At 43.0% G+C, this 16,185-nt stretch carries 17 protein-coding genes and 1 pseudogene; 14 read left to right on the top strand and 4 right to left on the bottom strand.

The genetic code is table 11. The features are described 5' to 3' along the window. Window positions 1-50: 50 nt before the first annotated feature. The 3 genes from flgN to flgA all read right to left on the bottom strand — a co-directional run bounded on the left by flgN (window position 51) and on the right by flgA (window position 1,703). Complete coding sequence (gene flgN / locus NWQ57_RS20750) at window positions 51-479, bottom strand: flagellar export chaperone FlgN (RefSeq protein ID WP_306024098.1); 429 nt, start codon at window positions 477-479, stop codon at window positions 51-53. Between the two features lie 44 nt (window positions 480-523). Further along, complete coding sequence (flgM, locus tag NWQ57_RS20745) at window positions 524-853, bottom strand: flagellar biosynthesis anti-sigma factor FlgM (protein WP_306024097.1); 330 nt, start codon at window positions 851-853, stop codon at window positions 524-526. 139 nt (window positions 854-992) lie between these two features. Further along, the gene (gene flgA, locus NWQ57_RS20740) at window positions 993-1,703 is read right to left on the bottom strand and encodes a flagellar basal body P-ring formation chaperone FlgA (protein WP_306024096.1); all 711 of its coding nucleotides are present in this window, start codon (window positions 1,701-1,703) and stop codon (window positions 993-995) included. Window positions 1,704-1,878: 175 nt separating this feature from the next. Between flgA and NWQ57_RS20735 the strand changes: the two genes are divergently transcribed. The 13 genes from NWQ57_RS20735 to flgL all read left to right on the top strand — a co-directional run bounded on the left by NWQ57_RS20735 (window position 1,879) and on the right by flgL (window position 14,830). Continuing rightward, a complete protein-coding gene (locus tag NWQ57_RS20735) occupies window positions 1,879-2,808 on the top strand; it encodes a chemotaxis protein CheV (protein WP_306024095.1) in 930 nt (309 codons plus the stop codon). A 164-nt stretch (window positions 2,809-2,972) separates the two neighbouring features. Beyond that, window positions 2,973-3,809 carry a protein-glutamate O-methyltransferase CheR gene (locus NWQ57_RS20730; RefSeq protein ID WP_306024093.1) on the top strand — a complete coding sequence of 279 codons (837 nt, stop codon included), beginning with the start codon at window positions 2,973-2,975 and terminating at the stop codon, window positions 3,807-3,809. Window positions 3,810-3,903: 94 nt separating this feature from the next. Next, window positions 3,904-4,305 (top strand): flagellar basal body rod protein FlgB, encoded by a 402-nt coding sequence (gene flgB, locus NWQ57_RS20725; protein ID WP_306024092.1) that lies wholly within the window; start codon window positions 3,904-3,906, stop codon window positions 4,303-4,305. Then, a complete protein-coding gene (gene flgC, locus NWQ57_RS20720; RefSeq protein WP_306024090.1) occupies window positions 4,305-4,727 on the top strand; it encodes a flagellar basal body rod protein FlgC in 423 nt (140 codons plus the stop codon). The genes flgB and flgC overlap by 1 nt, the downstream gene beginning before the upstream one ends. A gap of 45 nt (window positions 4,728-4,772) precedes the next feature. Beyond that, window positions 4,773-5,459, top strand: a complete 687-nt coding sequence (flgD, locus tag NWQ57_RS20715) for a flagellar hook assembly protein FlgD (RefSeq protein ID WP_306024089.1) — start codon at window positions 4,773-4,775, stop codon at window positions 5,457-5,459. A gap of 15 nt (window positions 5,460-5,474) precedes the next feature. Beyond that, on the top strand, window positions 5,475-6,860 hold the full coding sequence (gene flgE / locus NWQ57_RS20710) for a flagellar hook protein FlgE (RefSeq protein ID WP_306024088.1): 1,386 nt from the start codon (window positions 5,475-5,477) through the stop codon (window positions 6,858-6,860). A 153-nt stretch (window positions 6,861-7,013) separates the two neighbouring features. Further along, entirely contained in the window at window positions 7,014-7,757 is a 744-nt protein-coding gene (gene flgF, locus NWQ57_RS20705; protein WP_306024087.1) for a flagellar basal-body rod protein FlgF, read from the top strand. Window positions 7,758-7,795: 38 nt separating this feature from the next. After that, window positions 7,796-8,584: a flagellar basal-body rod protein FlgG gene (flgG, locus tag NWQ57_RS20700; RefSeq protein WP_306024086.1), complete on the top strand. Its 789-nt coding sequence runs from the start codon at window positions 7,796-7,798 to the stop codon at window positions 8,582-8,584. Window positions 8,585-8,597: 13 nt separating this feature from the next. Continuing rightward, window positions 8,598-9,293, top strand: a complete 696-nt coding sequence (gene flgH, locus NWQ57_RS20695) for a flagellar basal body L-ring protein FlgH (protein ID WP_372340959.1) — start codon at window positions 8,598-8,600, stop codon at window positions 9,291-9,293. A gap of 13 nt (window positions 9,294-9,306) precedes the next feature. Next, window positions 9,307-10,419 carry a flagellar basal body P-ring protein FlgI gene (locus NWQ57_RS20690; RefSeq protein ID WP_306024084.1) on the top strand — a complete coding sequence of 371 codons (1,113 nt, stop codon included), beginning with the start codon at window positions 9,307-9,309 and terminating at the stop codon, window positions 10,417-10,419. A gap of 12 nt (window positions 10,420-10,431) precedes the next feature. Then, window positions 10,432-11,373: a flagellar assembly peptidoglycan hydrolase FlgJ gene (flgJ, locus tag NWQ57_RS20685; protein ID WP_306024083.1), complete on the top strand. Its 942-nt coding sequence runs from the start codon at window positions 10,432-10,434 to the stop codon at window positions 11,371-11,373. Window positions 11,374-11,400: 27 nt separating this feature from the next. Then, complete coding sequence (gene flgK, locus NWQ57_RS20680) at window positions 11,401-13,584, top strand: flagellar hook-associated protein FlgK (RefSeq protein WP_306024082.1); 2,184 nt, start codon at window positions 11,401-11,403, stop codon at window positions 13,582-13,584. A gap of 22 nt (window positions 13,585-13,606) precedes the next feature. Beyond that, entirely contained in the window at window positions 13,607-14,830 is a 1,224-nt protein-coding gene (gene flgL / locus NWQ57_RS20675) for a flagellar hook-associated protein FlgL (protein ID WP_306024081.1), read from the top strand. 4 nt (window positions 14,831-14,834) lie between these two features. On the opposite strand, the gene NWQ57_RS20670 is transcribed toward flgL, so the two are convergent. Further along, a complete protein-coding gene (locus NWQ57_RS20670) occupies window positions 14,835-15,776 on the bottom strand; it encodes a hypothetical protein (RefSeq protein WP_306024080.1) in 942 nt (313 codons plus the stop codon). Between the two features lie 242 nt (window positions 15,777-16,018). On the opposite strand from NWQ57_RS20670, the pseudogene NWQ57_RS20665 reads away from it, so the two are divergent. Continuing rightward, window positions 16,019-16,185 (top strand): annotated as a pseudogene (locus NWQ57_RS20665) (flagellin FliC); the annotation flags it as partial.

The following is a 16,185-nucleotide window of genomic DNA, read 5'->3' as shown; positions in this document are numbered from 1 at the left end:
AAAATGCCAATAAGGTATTTGGCATTTCGTCAATTTAGTGACTGAAAAAACTAGGCGTTAATGCCTTTTCCTGAACTGCCACCTCTTGTACGTCCGCTTTTGTCGTAAGTTAATGACTCTTTAGCCCTTGATTCTAACAATAAAGTCCGTAAATGTTCGAGACGAAGCTGCCCTTGTTCAACGGCAGTCTGATTGATAGAAGTGCGGTATTTACATTGATTGACCATGTTCTTAGCTATATCAAACAATTGCGTGAGGGACGCTTCTTGCTTCTCCTCATCGCTTAACTTGCCATATAAGCGCGCGATAACACTGTCTTGCTCTTGAATTGCGTCTAGGAGAGATTCTTTTGTCTTGAGTAAGTTAAGTAAAGACTCGGGATCGCGCGTGCTTATCAAATGAAGTTCATTCTCAAGTACAAGCTGAAGTTGTTCAAGTTGACTGTTCTGGACTGATATTGCTTCTTTTATATTATTCATCGGCCTTGGCGCATTGGTTTCATTGAAATTTTATTATGAAGCCATTACGCCTTAGTACCAAATAATTCTGATTCCATGTTAGCAATCTTTTTTGCCAAAGCTTCAGGATTGACACTATATTGACCACTTTGGATCGCTTTCTTGATTCGATCAACTTTTTCTTGGTTAATAGGTGCCTCGGTCCCTTTGCGCTGCACTTGCACTAATTGCTGAGCGGATTGCGTCAACGAAACAGAATCTTGACGGTTAGTCGCGCTGGCCGCTTTCTGGCTTTCAGCTTGATTAGTCGTGTTGTTGAGTGTTTGTTGTTGACTCAACTTTTGATTATCGATGGGACTTTTTACGCCACCGTTATTCACATTATTAATAGCCATAACTCTATTTCCCCATTTACCTTAACCTTTCCTCATCCATTGTATCGACTGGTAAGAGGGTTTCTTTAGTAATTATTTACGATAATAACGTATTTAGTGTATGTGTACCTAGAAGCTTTATCGGCACCAAGCCAAAAAACTATAAATTAACCCGTACCTGGTTAGTTGTAACTACTTGAGCAGTTAAGTTTATGTTTGAGCGGCTGTTTTTAACCCTGATGGTTTCGCCAATATTGCCGTCTTCTAAGGCTACACCATTGGTTTTTATTTCCATGTTAGCTAAACCAGCGCTAATTACCACGCTATCACCTTCACACACAAAACATAAATCATTAGGCTCAATGGGGCGACCAGACATCAATCGGCGTTTTACTCTAGCGCCTACTAGACTTGATATATCGGTAAATGTGGTGCTTCTCATGCGTTTTTTATCCATTTCAACGACTTGCAAATTACCTTCATTTAATAAAGTGCCAGGGCTAAGTGCACTGGTAACTACAACGACGGGTTGAATTTCAGTCGCTTTGACCATCAAAAACATATACCAATTACTGGCAGGACATTGGGCTTTGACTGTGATGTTGGACTGGTAAAGTGCTTCTGGACTCACTAAAAACTCTAGCTCTTGGCTACAAGCGGGGATGGTAATGCGCTCGTCAATAGGCGAACCTTCAACCTTGATCTGATTGGCTGAGTCATTCGCCAATTGCGCCATGATAAATTGCTCTGCTTGTGTAACTAAGCGCTGATTATCTAAATAATTGTCATCTGCCGCCGTTATAAAAGTAGGCAGGACAAAAGAAAATGTAAAAATTTTAGCGAATACCAAGTAATTATTTAATTTTTTCATGTTCACTTGTTTGCAAGTTGTCTATGCTAATGGCTGTTGGCTATTAACCTTGGGTGTCAATATTTGGGCACTGTAGCGACAAACTGTTGGAAATATGTCGTCAATAGCAAAAATGTTGACTGTTTCTTCGGTAGAAGCAAAAGTTGAGCCGTTTTAATTTATATTGGAGTCTTACATGTCTGAAATTCTAAACTCGGTCAATCAGCGTACGCAGTTGGTTGGTGAAAACAGATTGGAGCTGCTACTTTTCAAGCTCAATTCCAGACAACGGTTTGGTATTAACGTTTTCAAAGTGAGAGAAGTTCTCCAATGTCCGCCGCTTACCTCCATGCCGAAACTGAATAGTTTGGTCAGGGGTATTGCTCATATCCGGGGCCAGACCATTTCTGTTATTGATATGAGCCTTGCTACTGGGGGGAAGAGAATCGAAGACCTAAAATCTGCCTTTGTGATCATTGCCGAATACAACGGTTCAGTACAAGGTTTTTTGGTTGGCTCAGTTGAGCGGATAATTAACACAAATTGGGCATCTATTATGCCGCCACCTAAAGGCAGTGGCAGAGCCAGTTACTTAACGGCAGTAACTGAAATTGAAAACGAACTTATTGAAATTTTGGACGTAGAAAAAATCCTGAATGACATTTCTCCTGTTAATACTGATCTAAGTGATGATGGTAATGAGAAATGGAAAGTTGAAGACGAAGGCAAACAGCAAAAGATTATTTTTATCGCTGACGATTCTTCTGTGGCTCGTAATCAAGTTAAAAAAGCATTATCTGCACTAGGCCTTGAAATTGAGATGGCCAAAAATGGCCAAGAAGCATTAAATCGCTTAAAAGAAATCGCTGCCGAATATGGCGATATAACCAACCGCGTTGGTGTGTTAGTGTCAGATATTGAAATGCCCGAAATGGATGGGTACACATTGACCGCAGAAATTCGGAACACTCCTGAACTAAAAAATCTGCATGTTATTTTGCATACTTCCCTAAGTGGTGTGTTTAACCAAGCGATGGTTCAGAAAGTGGGTGCAGATGACTTTATTGCCAAGTTCAATCCTGACGAACTCGCCACATCTGTATTAAAGTGGTTTGGTAACGAATAATTGTTTTATTCGGTACTCGTTTTATTCTGTAGGTAGCTCAAGCAGCTAAGGCGTTATTAAAGGTAGTGCGTTTAATTTGCTGAAGCAGTCAGTCTCGGATTGAGTCGTCTATAGAAGTGAACGTGTGTGTTTGTAAAACAACTATCGTAGATGAAGGATGTCAGGTGCTCGAAAACCAATTTAGTGATCAAAATTACCGTTTGTTTAGCCAATTTTTGGAAAAAGCGAGCGGTATCGTGCTCGGTGATAACAAACAATATTTAGTGAAAAGCCGGCTTGCAGCCCACGTAAAATCGCAGGGAACAGAGTCACTTGATCAACTTATTGAAAAAATTGTGATCAAACAAGACCGCAAGGCGCAGTTGGTTGCGATTGAAGCAATGACCACCAATGAAACCTTGTGGTTCAGAGATACTTACCCTTTTAGCTTACTCGAAAATGAAATACTGCCTAAATATCAGAGAAATAGCTCACCTTTAAAAATATGGAGTGCGGCCTGTTCGTCTGGTCAAGAAGCCTATTCCATTGCCATGACCATCGCTAATTTTCAAAAGAAAAATGCAGGCAGCTTGCGCGCTGGAGCGCAAATTTTAGGCACCGACATATCTGAAGAAATGTTGCAGAAGTGTCGTTTAGCTGAGTATGATCATCTTGCATTGTCTCGTGGCTTATCCGAGTCCCTCAAGCAGGAATACTTTGAGCCTACTGAGCAAAACAGATATCAAGTCAAAGCCCACTTAAAGGCAATGGCTTCTTTCCGTCAGTTTAATCTACTAGACAGTTATTCTTCTTTAGGTCGCTTCGACATTATTTTTTGTCGGAACGTTCTCATTTACTTTTCGCCACAAGTGAAAAAACAGATACTGCAGAAAATTGCCGCTTGCCTGCAAGAAGACGGCATTTTATTTGTTGGCGCATCTGAATCTATATCTGATTTAATTGAGCATTTTTCTATGGTTCGCTGCAGTCCTGGCCTCTATTACGTAAAAAAATCGAAATAAATCCTCGCTCTTCCTGCTACTTTTCTAATCCTGCTGCAAAAATATAGTTTATGGCATAGGCTTTGCTACATCTCCTACAACTGAGGAGAGATACATGGCAATTAGCTTAGATAAACTGATGGGCTTTCATCACAAGGCAATGCAAGTGCGCACAGATCGCATGGAGATCATTGCCGGAAACCTAGCCAATGCGAATACTCCAGGCTACAAAGCGCGAGATTTAGATTTTCAAAAAGTCATGAAAAGCGCTCAGTTTGCCAGAGAACATAATTTAACCCGAACCAACGAGCGTCATTTAAAAGGCAGTATGCAAGGCACTGGAGATATCCAATATCGTGTTCCAAATCAGCCTGATACCGGCGACGGCAACACGGTTGACGTGCAAATGGAAAGAAATGCGTTTTTAGATAATGGCTTGCGGTATGAAGCGGGTATGGAATTTTTGAACGGTAAAATTAAGGGCATGAAGAAAGCCCTTAGTGGAGGTCAAGCCTAATGAGTTTATTTAATGTAATGGACATTGCCACGTCTGGAATGAGCGCACAAAGCGTACGTCTAAACACAACGGCCAGTAATGTTGCCAATGCCAACAGTGTAAGCAGCAGTTACGAATCGACTTACAAAGCACGTCATCCGGTGTTTGCCGCTGAACTTAAACGCGCAACTGACGACCTTTCGACAGGCAGTAAGGTTCAGGTATTAGGAGTGGTTGAGAGTCAAAAACCACTACAAATAGAATACAGCCCCGGTCATCCAATGGCTGATGAGAACGGCTATATCTATAAACCTAACGTGAATATTGTTGAAGAAATGGCTGACATGATGTCAGCATCCAAAGCTTATGAAACTAATGTGCAAGTGGCTGATACTACTAAGCGTGTATTCAGAAACGTGTTGCGTTTAGGCCAAGGTCAGTAGACCCCCTTAGCGGTGCATTAGAACAAGTTACATAGAGGAACAACCGTGGATACATTCATTAATAAAGGGCTTAGTACCGACTACTACTGGCAGCCAGAAACGCCAGCTGTGGCTGACGATGCCAATCAACGCCTGTCGCAAGAAGATTTCTTTTCTTTGCTTACTGAGCAATTGGCAAATCAAGATCCCACTAAGCCTGTTGATAATGATCAAATGGTGGCACAAATGACGAGCTTTACCATGGCAGATGGTATCGAGCAGCTAAATAGTAAATTCGAAAGTTTCGCCAGTTCTATGACCTCGAATCAAGCGCTACAAGCCTCAAGCTTAATTGGCCAACAGGTGTTGTTGCAAGGTGATATCGGGTACATGTCAACAGAAGGTCAAGGTGTGTCTGGAGTGGTCATTAACGAGCAAACAGTGCAAAACCTTGAAATTAGCATTGAAAATGAAAAAGGTGAGTTAGTTAAGGTCATTGATGCGGGCACCCAAGCGGCAGGAAATATCCAATTTAGTTGGGATGGTACTGACGCAAGAGGAAATATTATGCCGCCCGGCAATTATGTGATCCGTGCCCAAGGCGAGGTCTTCGGTGAATCTCAAGTTTTACCTACTGCAGTTAATCGACACGTTGATAGCGTCAGTATGGGTGGCAGTAGCCAAGGTATAGTTCTTAATTTGGATGGTGAAGTCAGCGTTAAGCTTGATGACGTTATTCAAATCGGCGGTTAATAGGAGAGATAAAACATGTCTTTTAACATAGCATTAAGTGGCGTAAACGCAGCGCAACGTGATTTAGATACAACGGCGAATAATATCGCTAACGTTAATACGGTAGGTTTTAAAGAGTCACGAGTTGAATTTGGTGATGTGTACGCCCAATCTCTATTAGCTGGTGGTAAAACTAAAGTCGGTGATGGGGTATTAACTCAAGAGGTTGCCCAACAATTTTCTCAAGGCAGCTTGCAATTTACTAACAATGCTCTTGACTTGGCGATAACCGGTAACGGCTATTTTGGCACTGTGCCAGAGATTGGCTCACGTGACTTTTCATTTACGCGCGCAGGGATGTTTAAATTAAACTCTGAAAATTTTGTGGTAAACAGTAACGGTGACCATCTACTTGGCTTCCCCGTAAACTCAGATGGGACCTCTTCGTCAGTTGCATTAAGTACCACTATCCCCGTGCGCATTCCAGATTCTTCAGGCTCACCGCAACCGACTTCGGAAGTTGCTCTGAAAATGAACCTCCCAGCAGGTGATGATGGTGTAGATATCGACTTATTTAATCCAGATGATCCCCTTACCTATAACGCCGCAACGTCTGTGACGGTGTTTGATTCTTTAGGCGACAGTCACACCATGACGTATTACTTTATGAAAGATGTCAGCGCAACCAATGAATGGGTTGGTGTGACGTACATGGATGATTTTCCACTACAATCAGAAGGGAATACGCCAGGCGTACCACCTACCACTGGCGCGAACGTAGTGGGTGAAAGTTCCTTGGGCGCAGGTAACGGTATTTCTGCTTTTCGAATGATTTTCAGCAGTGGTGGTGATTTCACTGGTATTCAAAATGCGGACGGAACACTTTCTCCTACCGGTGATATTCCCTCTGTTTCTTTAGGTGGCACTATTTTGTCAAACGGCTCAGATCCGACTCAATTTATAACCACCAACTTCACCTTAGATGCATTGAATGCTGTGGCAGATGAGCCCACTCAATATGCATCGAGTTTTGAGGTGACCTCATTAGAGCAAGATGGTTTGCCGGTAGGGCGGTTGACGGGTATCGACATTGGACCCGATGGTTTGGTACGAGCCACCTATTCAAATGGTACTTCTGAACCCATTGTACGTGTGGCGCTTATCCGTTTTGCCAATGATCAGGGTTTAACCCAGAAAAGTAACACGCAGTGGCAAGAAAGTATTTTATCTGGTGAAGCTCTAGCCGGTGAGGCCACTACCGGTACCTTTGGTGATATTAACTCTTCGGCGTTAGAGCAAGCGAACGTGAATTTAACCACTGAGTTAATTGATTTGATTATCGCCCAACGAAACTTCCAAGCGAACTCACGAGCCTTAGAAGTTAACAACCAGTTAAACCAGAATATTCTTAATATTCGATAGTTTTTATTCGCCATAAATGGGTCAGTTAATCTGGCCCTTTTTTGTTTTAGCCATCAATAACCCCGCCTTCATTCGCTGTACCGCAGTAATCCTCACTGATGGCATTCAATTTGCACAGTAATTAGTAATTATCACTTAAGTCAAGAAACTGTCATGGACAAAATGCTCTACATTGCTGCGAGTGGCGCGTCTCAAGATTTTTTGGGTACAGCAGTTCGTGCCAACAATTTGGCTAACGCCCAAACGAATGGATTTAAGGCGCAACTTGAACAAGCGCGGGCCATGCCAGCCTATGGCGAAGGTCTGCCTACTCGGGTTTTCGCGATGACCGAGAATCCCTCAAATAATTACGCTGGCGGCGCCATGATTCAAACTGAGCGGGAGCTTGATGTTGCTATTCAAGGGGAAGGTTGGTTTGCCGTGCAAGACGCCAATGGTCAAGAGGCTTACAGCCGAAATGGCAGTTTTGAATTGGGGCCTAATGGGCAACTCAAAGACTCGTTTGGTCGCAGTGTTATAGGAGATGGAGGTCCCTTGGTTCTGCCTATCCCATTATCAAACATCAATATTGCCTCTGACGGCACCATCTCAGTTAGACCGCAAGGGGCGCCAGAAACAGTACTAGAAGAAGTAGGGCGCTTAAAGCTCGTTAATCCACAAGTACGACAATTAGAACGTGGTCAGGACGGCTTGTTTCGGCAAAAAGACGGTCAGTTGGCCGCAGAAGATCCCTTTGTTAGCGTTCGCACCGGTATGTTAGAGGGCAGCAATGTGAATCCAGTTGAAGAAATGGTCAATATGATCAACTTACAACGGCATTATGAGATGCAAGTCAAATTAATGAAACAAGCTGAAGATCTCGATATGCGCGGTAATCAGTTATTACGCCTAATTTAATCGCTTAATTGCAGTAAAAATAAGACAGGAGGTGATTTATGCACCCAGCTTTATGGATCAGTAAAACCGGTCTAGATGCCGCACAAACCGATGTGGCTGTTATTTCCAATAACTTAGCCAATGCCAGTACCGTAGGGTTCAAAAAAGACCGTGCTATTTTTGAAGATTTACTTTACCAGAATATCAATCAACCTGGTGGTCGCTCGTCGGCAGACACTGAATTGCCCTCAGGTTTGATGTTAGGGGCAGGTAGTAAAGTGGTTGCTACGCAAAAAGCTCATACACAAGGTAACTTATTGACCACCGATAATGCCCTTGATATGTCAATTCAAGGCAGTGGTTTTTTTGAAATATTACAACCTGACGGCACCACAGCGTATACCCGTAACGGCCAATTTACCTTGAACGATCAAGGTCAGATTGTGACACCAGGCGCCGGATTTTTGCTGCAACCGCCCATTACGGTGCCGGACAACGCCCAGCAAATAACGGTTTCACAAGATGGGGAAGTGTCAGTCTCTATCAGTGGGCAAGCCGATTCAACGGTTTTAGGGCAGTTAAATTTATCTAATTTCATTAACCCTACGGGTTTGCAACCTATTGGCCAAAACCTATATGTTGAAACGGCCGTAAGTGGTAACCCAATTCAAGGAATACCTGGCTTGGAGGGCATTGGCTCAATCAGTCAAGGGACCTTAGAAACGTCGAATGTCAATGTGACTGAAGAGCTCGTTAACCTAATCGAAAGTCAACGCTTGTACGAAATGAACTCAAAAGTCATTTCTGCCGTCGATCAGATGTTAGGTCAGGTTATTCAACAACTTTAATGAGATGATGATGATGACAGCAAAATGGATCAATACATTATTAAGCATTGTAATAGGAACAAGTCTGTTGAGCGCTTGCCAAAGCACTCCTCACGAAATTTCGCCTAACGATCCCTATTATGCCCCCATCATCTCAGAAGTCCCTGAGCAAAAAGTGGCAGACGATGGCTCAATTTTTCAAGTTGCGATGGCCAACAGTCTTTATTCTGATGTAAAGGCTCGGCGAGTAGGTGACATCATTACGGTTAACTTACAAGAAAACACCAGTGCAACTAAGTCAGCAGGCACATCAAACAGTAAAAGTTCACAAGTGGATGTTAATCCCATTATTGGTTTGGGTGGGCAAGCGCTCAACATTGGTAATCAATCTATCCAGCTTGGTGTAGACGCCAGCAAAGATTTCAGTGGTGATGCTTCTGCCAACCAAAGTAACAATCTTGTCGGGAATATTTCAGTCACCGTGGTGCAAGTCTTACCTAATCAAAACCTCCTAGTAAGAGGCGAGAAATGGCTAACGTTAAATAATGGCAACGAATATATTCGTCTTACAGGCGTGGTACGCCCGGCAGATGTGAGTCCAAGTAACGAAATTGTTTCTACTAAAATAGCTAATGCGCGCATTCAATATAGTGGCACCGGTACGTTTGCTTCAGCTCAAAAAGAGGGCTGGTTGTCCAGTTTCTTCTCATCAGAATATTGGCCTTTTTAAGGTGGAGAATCTAATGCGTACTATGTTAAATATGGGGCTTATTGCCTGTTTATTACTCGCGCCTGTAACCTCAGCTCAACGAATTAAAGATCTTGCCTCTGTGCAAGGAGTGCGCAGTAACCAGTTAGTGGGTTATGGCTTAGTCGTCGGTTTGCCTGGTACAGGAGAACAAAGTCCCTTTACTGAACAAAGTTTCCGCACCATGTTATCTAATTTTGGCATTAGTTTAGCCAGTAACGTTAAACCGAAAATTAAAAATGTAGCAGCGGTTGCGGTACACGCAGAATTGCCGCCATTTATTAAACCCGGCCAAACGATTGATGTGACGGTGTCTTCGATTGGTGAAGCAGGAAGTTTACAAGGTGGCACCTTACTGCAAACGTTTTTAAAAGGCCTTGATGGCAATATTTATGCGGTAGCGCAAGGTAGTTTGGTGGTAAGTGGTTTTGGCGTGCAAGGCGCTGACGGCTCTAAAATTGTCTCTAATACGCCTACGGTTGGTCGCATAGCCAATGGTGCATTGGTGGAAAGGGCTGTTTCAAGTGGATTTATGCAGAATGATTATTTGACACTCAACCTCAACTATCCAGATTTTTCTACGGCCAAGATTTTAGCTGATACCATCAACTTACGTTTAGGTGCCGATCCAGACAAGGGCTACATTATCGCCACACCTATTGACGCTGCTTCGGTGCGCGTTTCCGCACCACGAGATGTCGGGCAACGTGTGGGCTTTTTAGCTACCTTAGAAAACTTCGAATTTGTTCCAGCCAAAGCGCCAGCTCGCGTGGTTATTAATAGCCGTACCGGCACCATTGTGATTGGTCAGGATGTCAGATTATTACCTGCAGCAATAACGCATGGTGGACTAACCGTCACCATAGCTGAAAACCAAACTGTTTCTCAGCCCAATGCTTTGGCCGACGGTGAAACAGTGGTTACTAATCAATCGATTATCGATGTGAATTTAGATGATACGCGCATGTTTAAATTTGATCCTGGCGTAACTTTAGATGAATTGGTTCGCGCAGTGAACGAAGTGGGCGCGGCTCCCGGTGACTTAATGGCGATTCTTGAAGCCTTGCGTCAAGCAGGTGCACTTCAAGGTGAGCTCGTTGTAATTTAAGGCGCAATCATTATGGAACAGTCACCTATCATGCAAAACAAACTTGAATTGTCGCGCAACGCGAATGACATTCAAGGCTTGGACACCCTGCGCCGCGCCGCGCAAAGTGGTGATAAAGAGGCATTGGTGGAGGCGGCTAAGCAATTTGAAGGCATCTTTTTACAAATGATGCTCAAATCTATGCGTAAAGCACAGGATGTATTGTCTGATGAAAATAATCCCTTTAATTCAGAACAAGTTAAATTCTATCGTGATATGCACGACCAACAGCTCGCCAATGATTTAGCTGCAAATGGCAGTGTGGGTTTGGCAGATATAATCGTCAAGCAGCTCGGTCAACTCGATGATGGCTACACGCCTGCTTCTGTTATTCGTAACGATGGTAATTTGTCGAGTATTAACCGCCACAGAATAAAATCAACTGTTCAAGCTCAAGATACGATTCTAGGCCCCGTGGGCCCAGCCTACAAAGCCAGCGGTTTTGCTAGTCCGCAAGCATTTTTAGAACACTTATTTCCTGCAGCGCAAAAGGCCGCAGAGCAAATTGGTTTAGATCCCAAAGCCTTATTGGCGCAAGCAGCAGTTGAAACAGGTTGGGGAAAATACATGATCCATTCGGGTAAGGGACAAAACACCCATAACCTGTTTGGTATAAAAGCGGATAAAAACTGGCAAGGCGAAAAAGCCCTTGTTGACTCGATTGAATTCGAGCAAGGGGTAGCGATTACTGCCAAGTCTCCGTTTCGGGCCTATCAGAATTTTAACGAAGCGTTGCAAGACTACGTGAACTTTGTACAGAACAGCCCGCGTTATGAACAGGCTTTAAAACAAAGTGAGCAAACAGAGCAATATTTTAATGCGCTACAACAAGCGGGTTACGCCACCGATCCTGATTACGCTAAAAAAGTCATGTCAGTATTCAACGGAGACATTATTAATGCGTTTAAGCCATAAGTTATTGTTGATTAGGGAAACATCTTTATGATCACTAATAGTAACGTGACACGTAACGCTGATTTAATGTCAATCGCTCGAAGTGGTGTGGATGCCAGTAATCAGTTGCTCAATACCACGGGGCACAATATTGCCAATGTGAACACCGAAGGTTATGTGCGTGAGCGGACTAACTTTGTGTCACAGTTAACCGGTGGTGTTGGGCGCTCTACTACTGAACGAGTACTCAATACTTTCGCGCAAAATCAATTACGTCGAGATACGACTCTAGAAAGTCATTACCAAGAGTATTGGGATAAAACCGCGGTTATCGACAATGTGTTCGCCAGTGAGGCGAATAGCATTTCTAGTGGTATGAGTCGTTTCTTTGCCGCAGTGCAAACGGCGGCCGATGATCCAACAAGCATTGCCGCACGACAATTAGTGCTAGGTGAAGCTAATTCGCTAATCGGTCAAATTGGCAGTATGACCGGCTTTTTAAGCGATAAAGAAAAAGAATTAAATTTAGAAGTTCAAACAAATATCGATAAAGTTAACTCACTGGTTAAATCCATATCAGAGCTGAATGCGGCTATTCGAGTGAGTCAGTCCAATAATCGATACGAAGAACCCGGCACCTTGAAAAATCAGCGTGATCAAGCGGTGCTAGATTTAGCCAGTTTGATATCCATCGAAACCAGAGAAAATGGCAACGATGACGGTTCTATTCTTGTTAATTTGTCGTCGGGTGAATCTCTGGTGATGCAAGACGGATCGTTTAACGTATTCACTGTGAATAATTCTGCTGATAGCAATTATAAATCTCTGCAATTAACCAGCAGCTTAGGTAAACCAGTTACCATTAATCTTAAAGAAACCAATATGGGCGGCACTATTGGTGGTTTGTTTCGCTATCGAGATGAGGTGCTAGAAAGCAGTCGCCGTGAATTAGGCCAAGTGTCTTTAACGCTTACAGAAACCCTTAATACCCAAAATAGATTGGGGATGGATTTTGACAGTCAACTCGGCAGTAATATTTTTGAACTGCCGGAGTTTGCAGGTCTTAATTATTCAACCAATAATAGCGCGACCTTTTTATCACAAGTAACAGGCAGAGTAACAGAAGGGCAGGCAAGTCAACTGACTAGCGCAGACTATGAGATCACCTTTGCCAATCCGCCTGTCAATGCAGGCTCTCCGCCAACGGTAAATGTAATCATTACTGCATTAAATCCTGATGGCTCGATTATTCAAGACATCGACGGCAATGACATTACTCAAACGTATTCAGGGGCAAATGCATTGACCGCACAGGCTGGGACTTTTAATCCAGTGTTAGGCGGTATTGAATTAGAATTTGCCGATGGCGCAAGTTATTCCGCGGGTGATAAGTTTTTGGTTCAGCCTACTAAAAACACCGCAGATAAAATTATTGTAGCGATGACAAGACCTGAAGATTTAGCATTTGCTTCTCCATTACATGTTGAAGCCAGTTTGAATAATTTGGGCGATGTAAAATTAGTTTCAACAAGCGTACCCAATACCATAGTCGATAATACCTTTGCCAATAGTGCAGCCTCTGCCTTTAATGGTACAGGCGGGATCCATGGACCCGGCTCATCGCCCACAGGAGCGGGTGGCGTGGGCGCTCCGGCACAAATTTTATTCACTGCTACCAATGAATATCAAGTATTAGACAGTGGCGGAAATCTCATTACTACCGTTTCCGGTACCACGGACTTTAACAATATGCTAGCCCAAGCTGCGGCTAGTGGTACCGGGCCTGCATGGCCTGCAGCCTTCAGCGCTTTAGACGATTATCCTGGTTATGATTTGAGTCTACAGGGCGTACCCAAACCCGGTGATAGTTTTAGTATTGCGTACAATACCGATGGTATTAATGACAACCGTAATGGTCTTGCTATGTCCGGTCTGCAGCAAGCCGATACGATGCAGCTAAACAGCAATGGGTCTAACAGTTTGGTTAGTTTTCATGAAGCCTATGCCAATATTGTGAGTGATATCGGTCAAAAAGCCGCCAGTGCTGATATATCTTTGCAAGCAGCCAAAGCTTTAAAAGCTCAGTCTAAAGATTGGTTTGAGTCCGTGTCTGGGGTGAGTCTAGATGAAGAAGCGGCAAACCTAGTCCGGTTCCAGCAGTCTTACTCGGCAGCGGCAAAATTGTTGGGTACAGCTCAAGATATGTTTAACACTATTTTAAGTATCGTTTAATAAGGGATCATGAGAATTAGTTATGCGGATATCAACAGGTCAACTCTACGATAGAAGTATTAATGCCGTTTTAGAGAATCAGGGTAATTTATCTGATGTGCAAACGCAGCTGTCTTCAGGAAAAAAGATCCTGCGACCGTCAGATGATCCGGTCGGCGCAGCGCAGGTTATCCGCTTAACTGAAGAAATCGATCTCATCGCCCAATACAAAAAAAACAGCAATGTTTTAACCTCAAGTTTAGAGCAGGAAGAAACGATACTCAGTAGTATCAATACTGCAGTCAACCGTGCTCGTGAGTTAATGGTTCAAAGTGGCAATGGCGTGCTTAACAGTGGCGACAAAAAAGCGATTGCCATCGAAATCGAAGAGATTCGCGACGAAGTATTTGGCTTAATGAATACACAAAATGCGATGGGTGAATACATTTTTGCCGGCTACCAGTCTAATTCGCCAGCTTTTGATTTTAACCAAAGTGCCTCGGGCAACAAATACAGTTTCGCTGGAGATGCTGGCGTGAATGAAATTAAGTTATCAAATTCGGTAAAAATACCAGTCAACAATTCGGGGAAAGAGGTATTTGAAGATGTGTTAGCACGTTTAAAATCATCAATAACGAGCACTAGTGGCGTCACATCAGCATCGTCGAGTATCGAGCAACAAAACACCTATGACAAATTTCATGAAGCTAATTACGATGCCGTCACGGCTGCGAATAATCAATACCAAATCGCTATTACCGCTGCTAATCAGGTTCAAGTCAGTCATGTTGCCAGTGGTGCCGTGTTAGATACCATCAGTTTTGCTTCCGGTTCGCCTTTCACATTTAAGGGCATAAGCTTTAATTTGGAAGGTACGGTGGGTAATACCGTCAATTTTCAACTTGATCCGCCAGAAAAAATGAATATTGCTGAAACCCTAAATAATTTTGTAGTGGCCATGCGTGATGAAAACCTTGACCCTACTCAATTTGAGCAAGCACTAAATGATGCTTTAGTTGGGTCAGACAATGCACTGAGCAGTATTGCTGATGCGACATCGGCTATTGGCGGACGATTAAATGTAAAACAGTCAGTTTATGAAGCGAATTTAGATTTAGAAATTACCATTAAAGCGGCACGGTCAAATATTGAAGATGTTGACTATGCCGAAGCGGTGTCCGAATTAAGTAAACAAGAAACCGCCTTGCAGGCTGCGCAAGCTACTTTTGGTCGAGTTACAGGTAACTCTCTGTTTGATTACATTTAACGTATCACAACGAAATTTTAGCTAGGTAAATTTGGCTTTTATTGTCCACATGAGACGAGTAATAACTCAGATACAAGGTTTGCCCAATTACTACCATGCCCGGGTAACTGTTGTCTCCACCTGATGGCAGAAACAGCTTTTGGATTACAATGCCGCTTGATAGCTGAAGTATGAATACCGCGGTGACCAATTTGTTTTTATGAATCACACGACCTGCAACAAGGGCTAGTTCATTGTTCACAGCTTGCATTACAGGGCCTCCAAGATAAAATCGTAAATCTAGCCATTTCCAGTGTTTATAGGGAAATTTGCTATGGCCTAATTGCGCCGAGTAGCTGTCTGCGTCCCGCCGCACAATGGCAAAACAACAATTATCAATGAAGGTCATATCCGATTCGTTGGGATAAGCAAGTTGATGAGTTTGTAAACTTAAAGCGCTCCTCACATGTTTTTGAAATGTACGCCGTGGGTCGCCTTTGTAAAAATCAATGGCGTTTGCCGAGCGATTGTAAGCAAAACCGTAGGCTTGCGACTTATGCCACCTTACACGCCACAACCACCAATTGTTTGCAGCAAAAGACTTGGCTGATGACCAACTCCGCCCATCGGCTGAAATCCAACATAAATTTTTTGCCGGGCGAGTTTGCCCCTCAACTTGAATACTGCGCGCATAAGCAATTAGCATCAGCTTACCATCAGGAGTGAGGCTTATTTTCGGATCACGCAGATCACAATTTTCTTGCCTAATTCGATTTCTTGCAATGACCTTGCCTTCGACATTTAAAGTAAAGATGTTGATCGTGCCGTCATCACTGACATGATTGAGCGCCTGACGAAAGCAACAATATAATTCTTCCTTAAACAAGCACAAGTCAGTGAAGGCATTGTGCGATCCGGTGATACACATCGGTATCACCCAATCTAATTTCATTTTTATATTCATCATTTTTACTCTTCTAAAGTATTGAAATATCAATAAATATCCAATTTATGGCGGCATGTTTTTGCCGTTTTTCAAAAAAACGGCAAAATTTTGTTAAAGGGAATTTTATCTGAGTCGATACATTTTCTGAGAGAGCCAGTAGTAATGATTTATTGTAAAGGTCATTACTCTATTAGTGTTATTTAACCAATCGAATCATATTCGATCGCCAGCCAACGCTGGACTGAGAGTGTAGGAGTACAACCATGGGTTTATATGTAAATACCAATGTTTCATCGTTGAATGCTCAACGTCAATTATTCAATTCAGGCACGTCATTAAATACATCTTTTGAACGTCTGTCATCAGGTTTTAGAATTAACAGAGCTGCGGATGATGCTGCAGGTCTGCAAATTACTGACCGCCTAACAAC

The organism is Paraglaciecola sp., assembly GCF_030730205.1.
Taxonomy (GTDB): domain Bacteria; phylum Pseudomonadota; class Gammaproteobacteria; order Enterobacterales; family Alteromonadaceae; genus Paraglaciecola.
The sequence above is the reverse complement of the archived record's forward strand: the minus strand, read 5'-3'. Positions and strand labels throughout refer to the sequence as shown.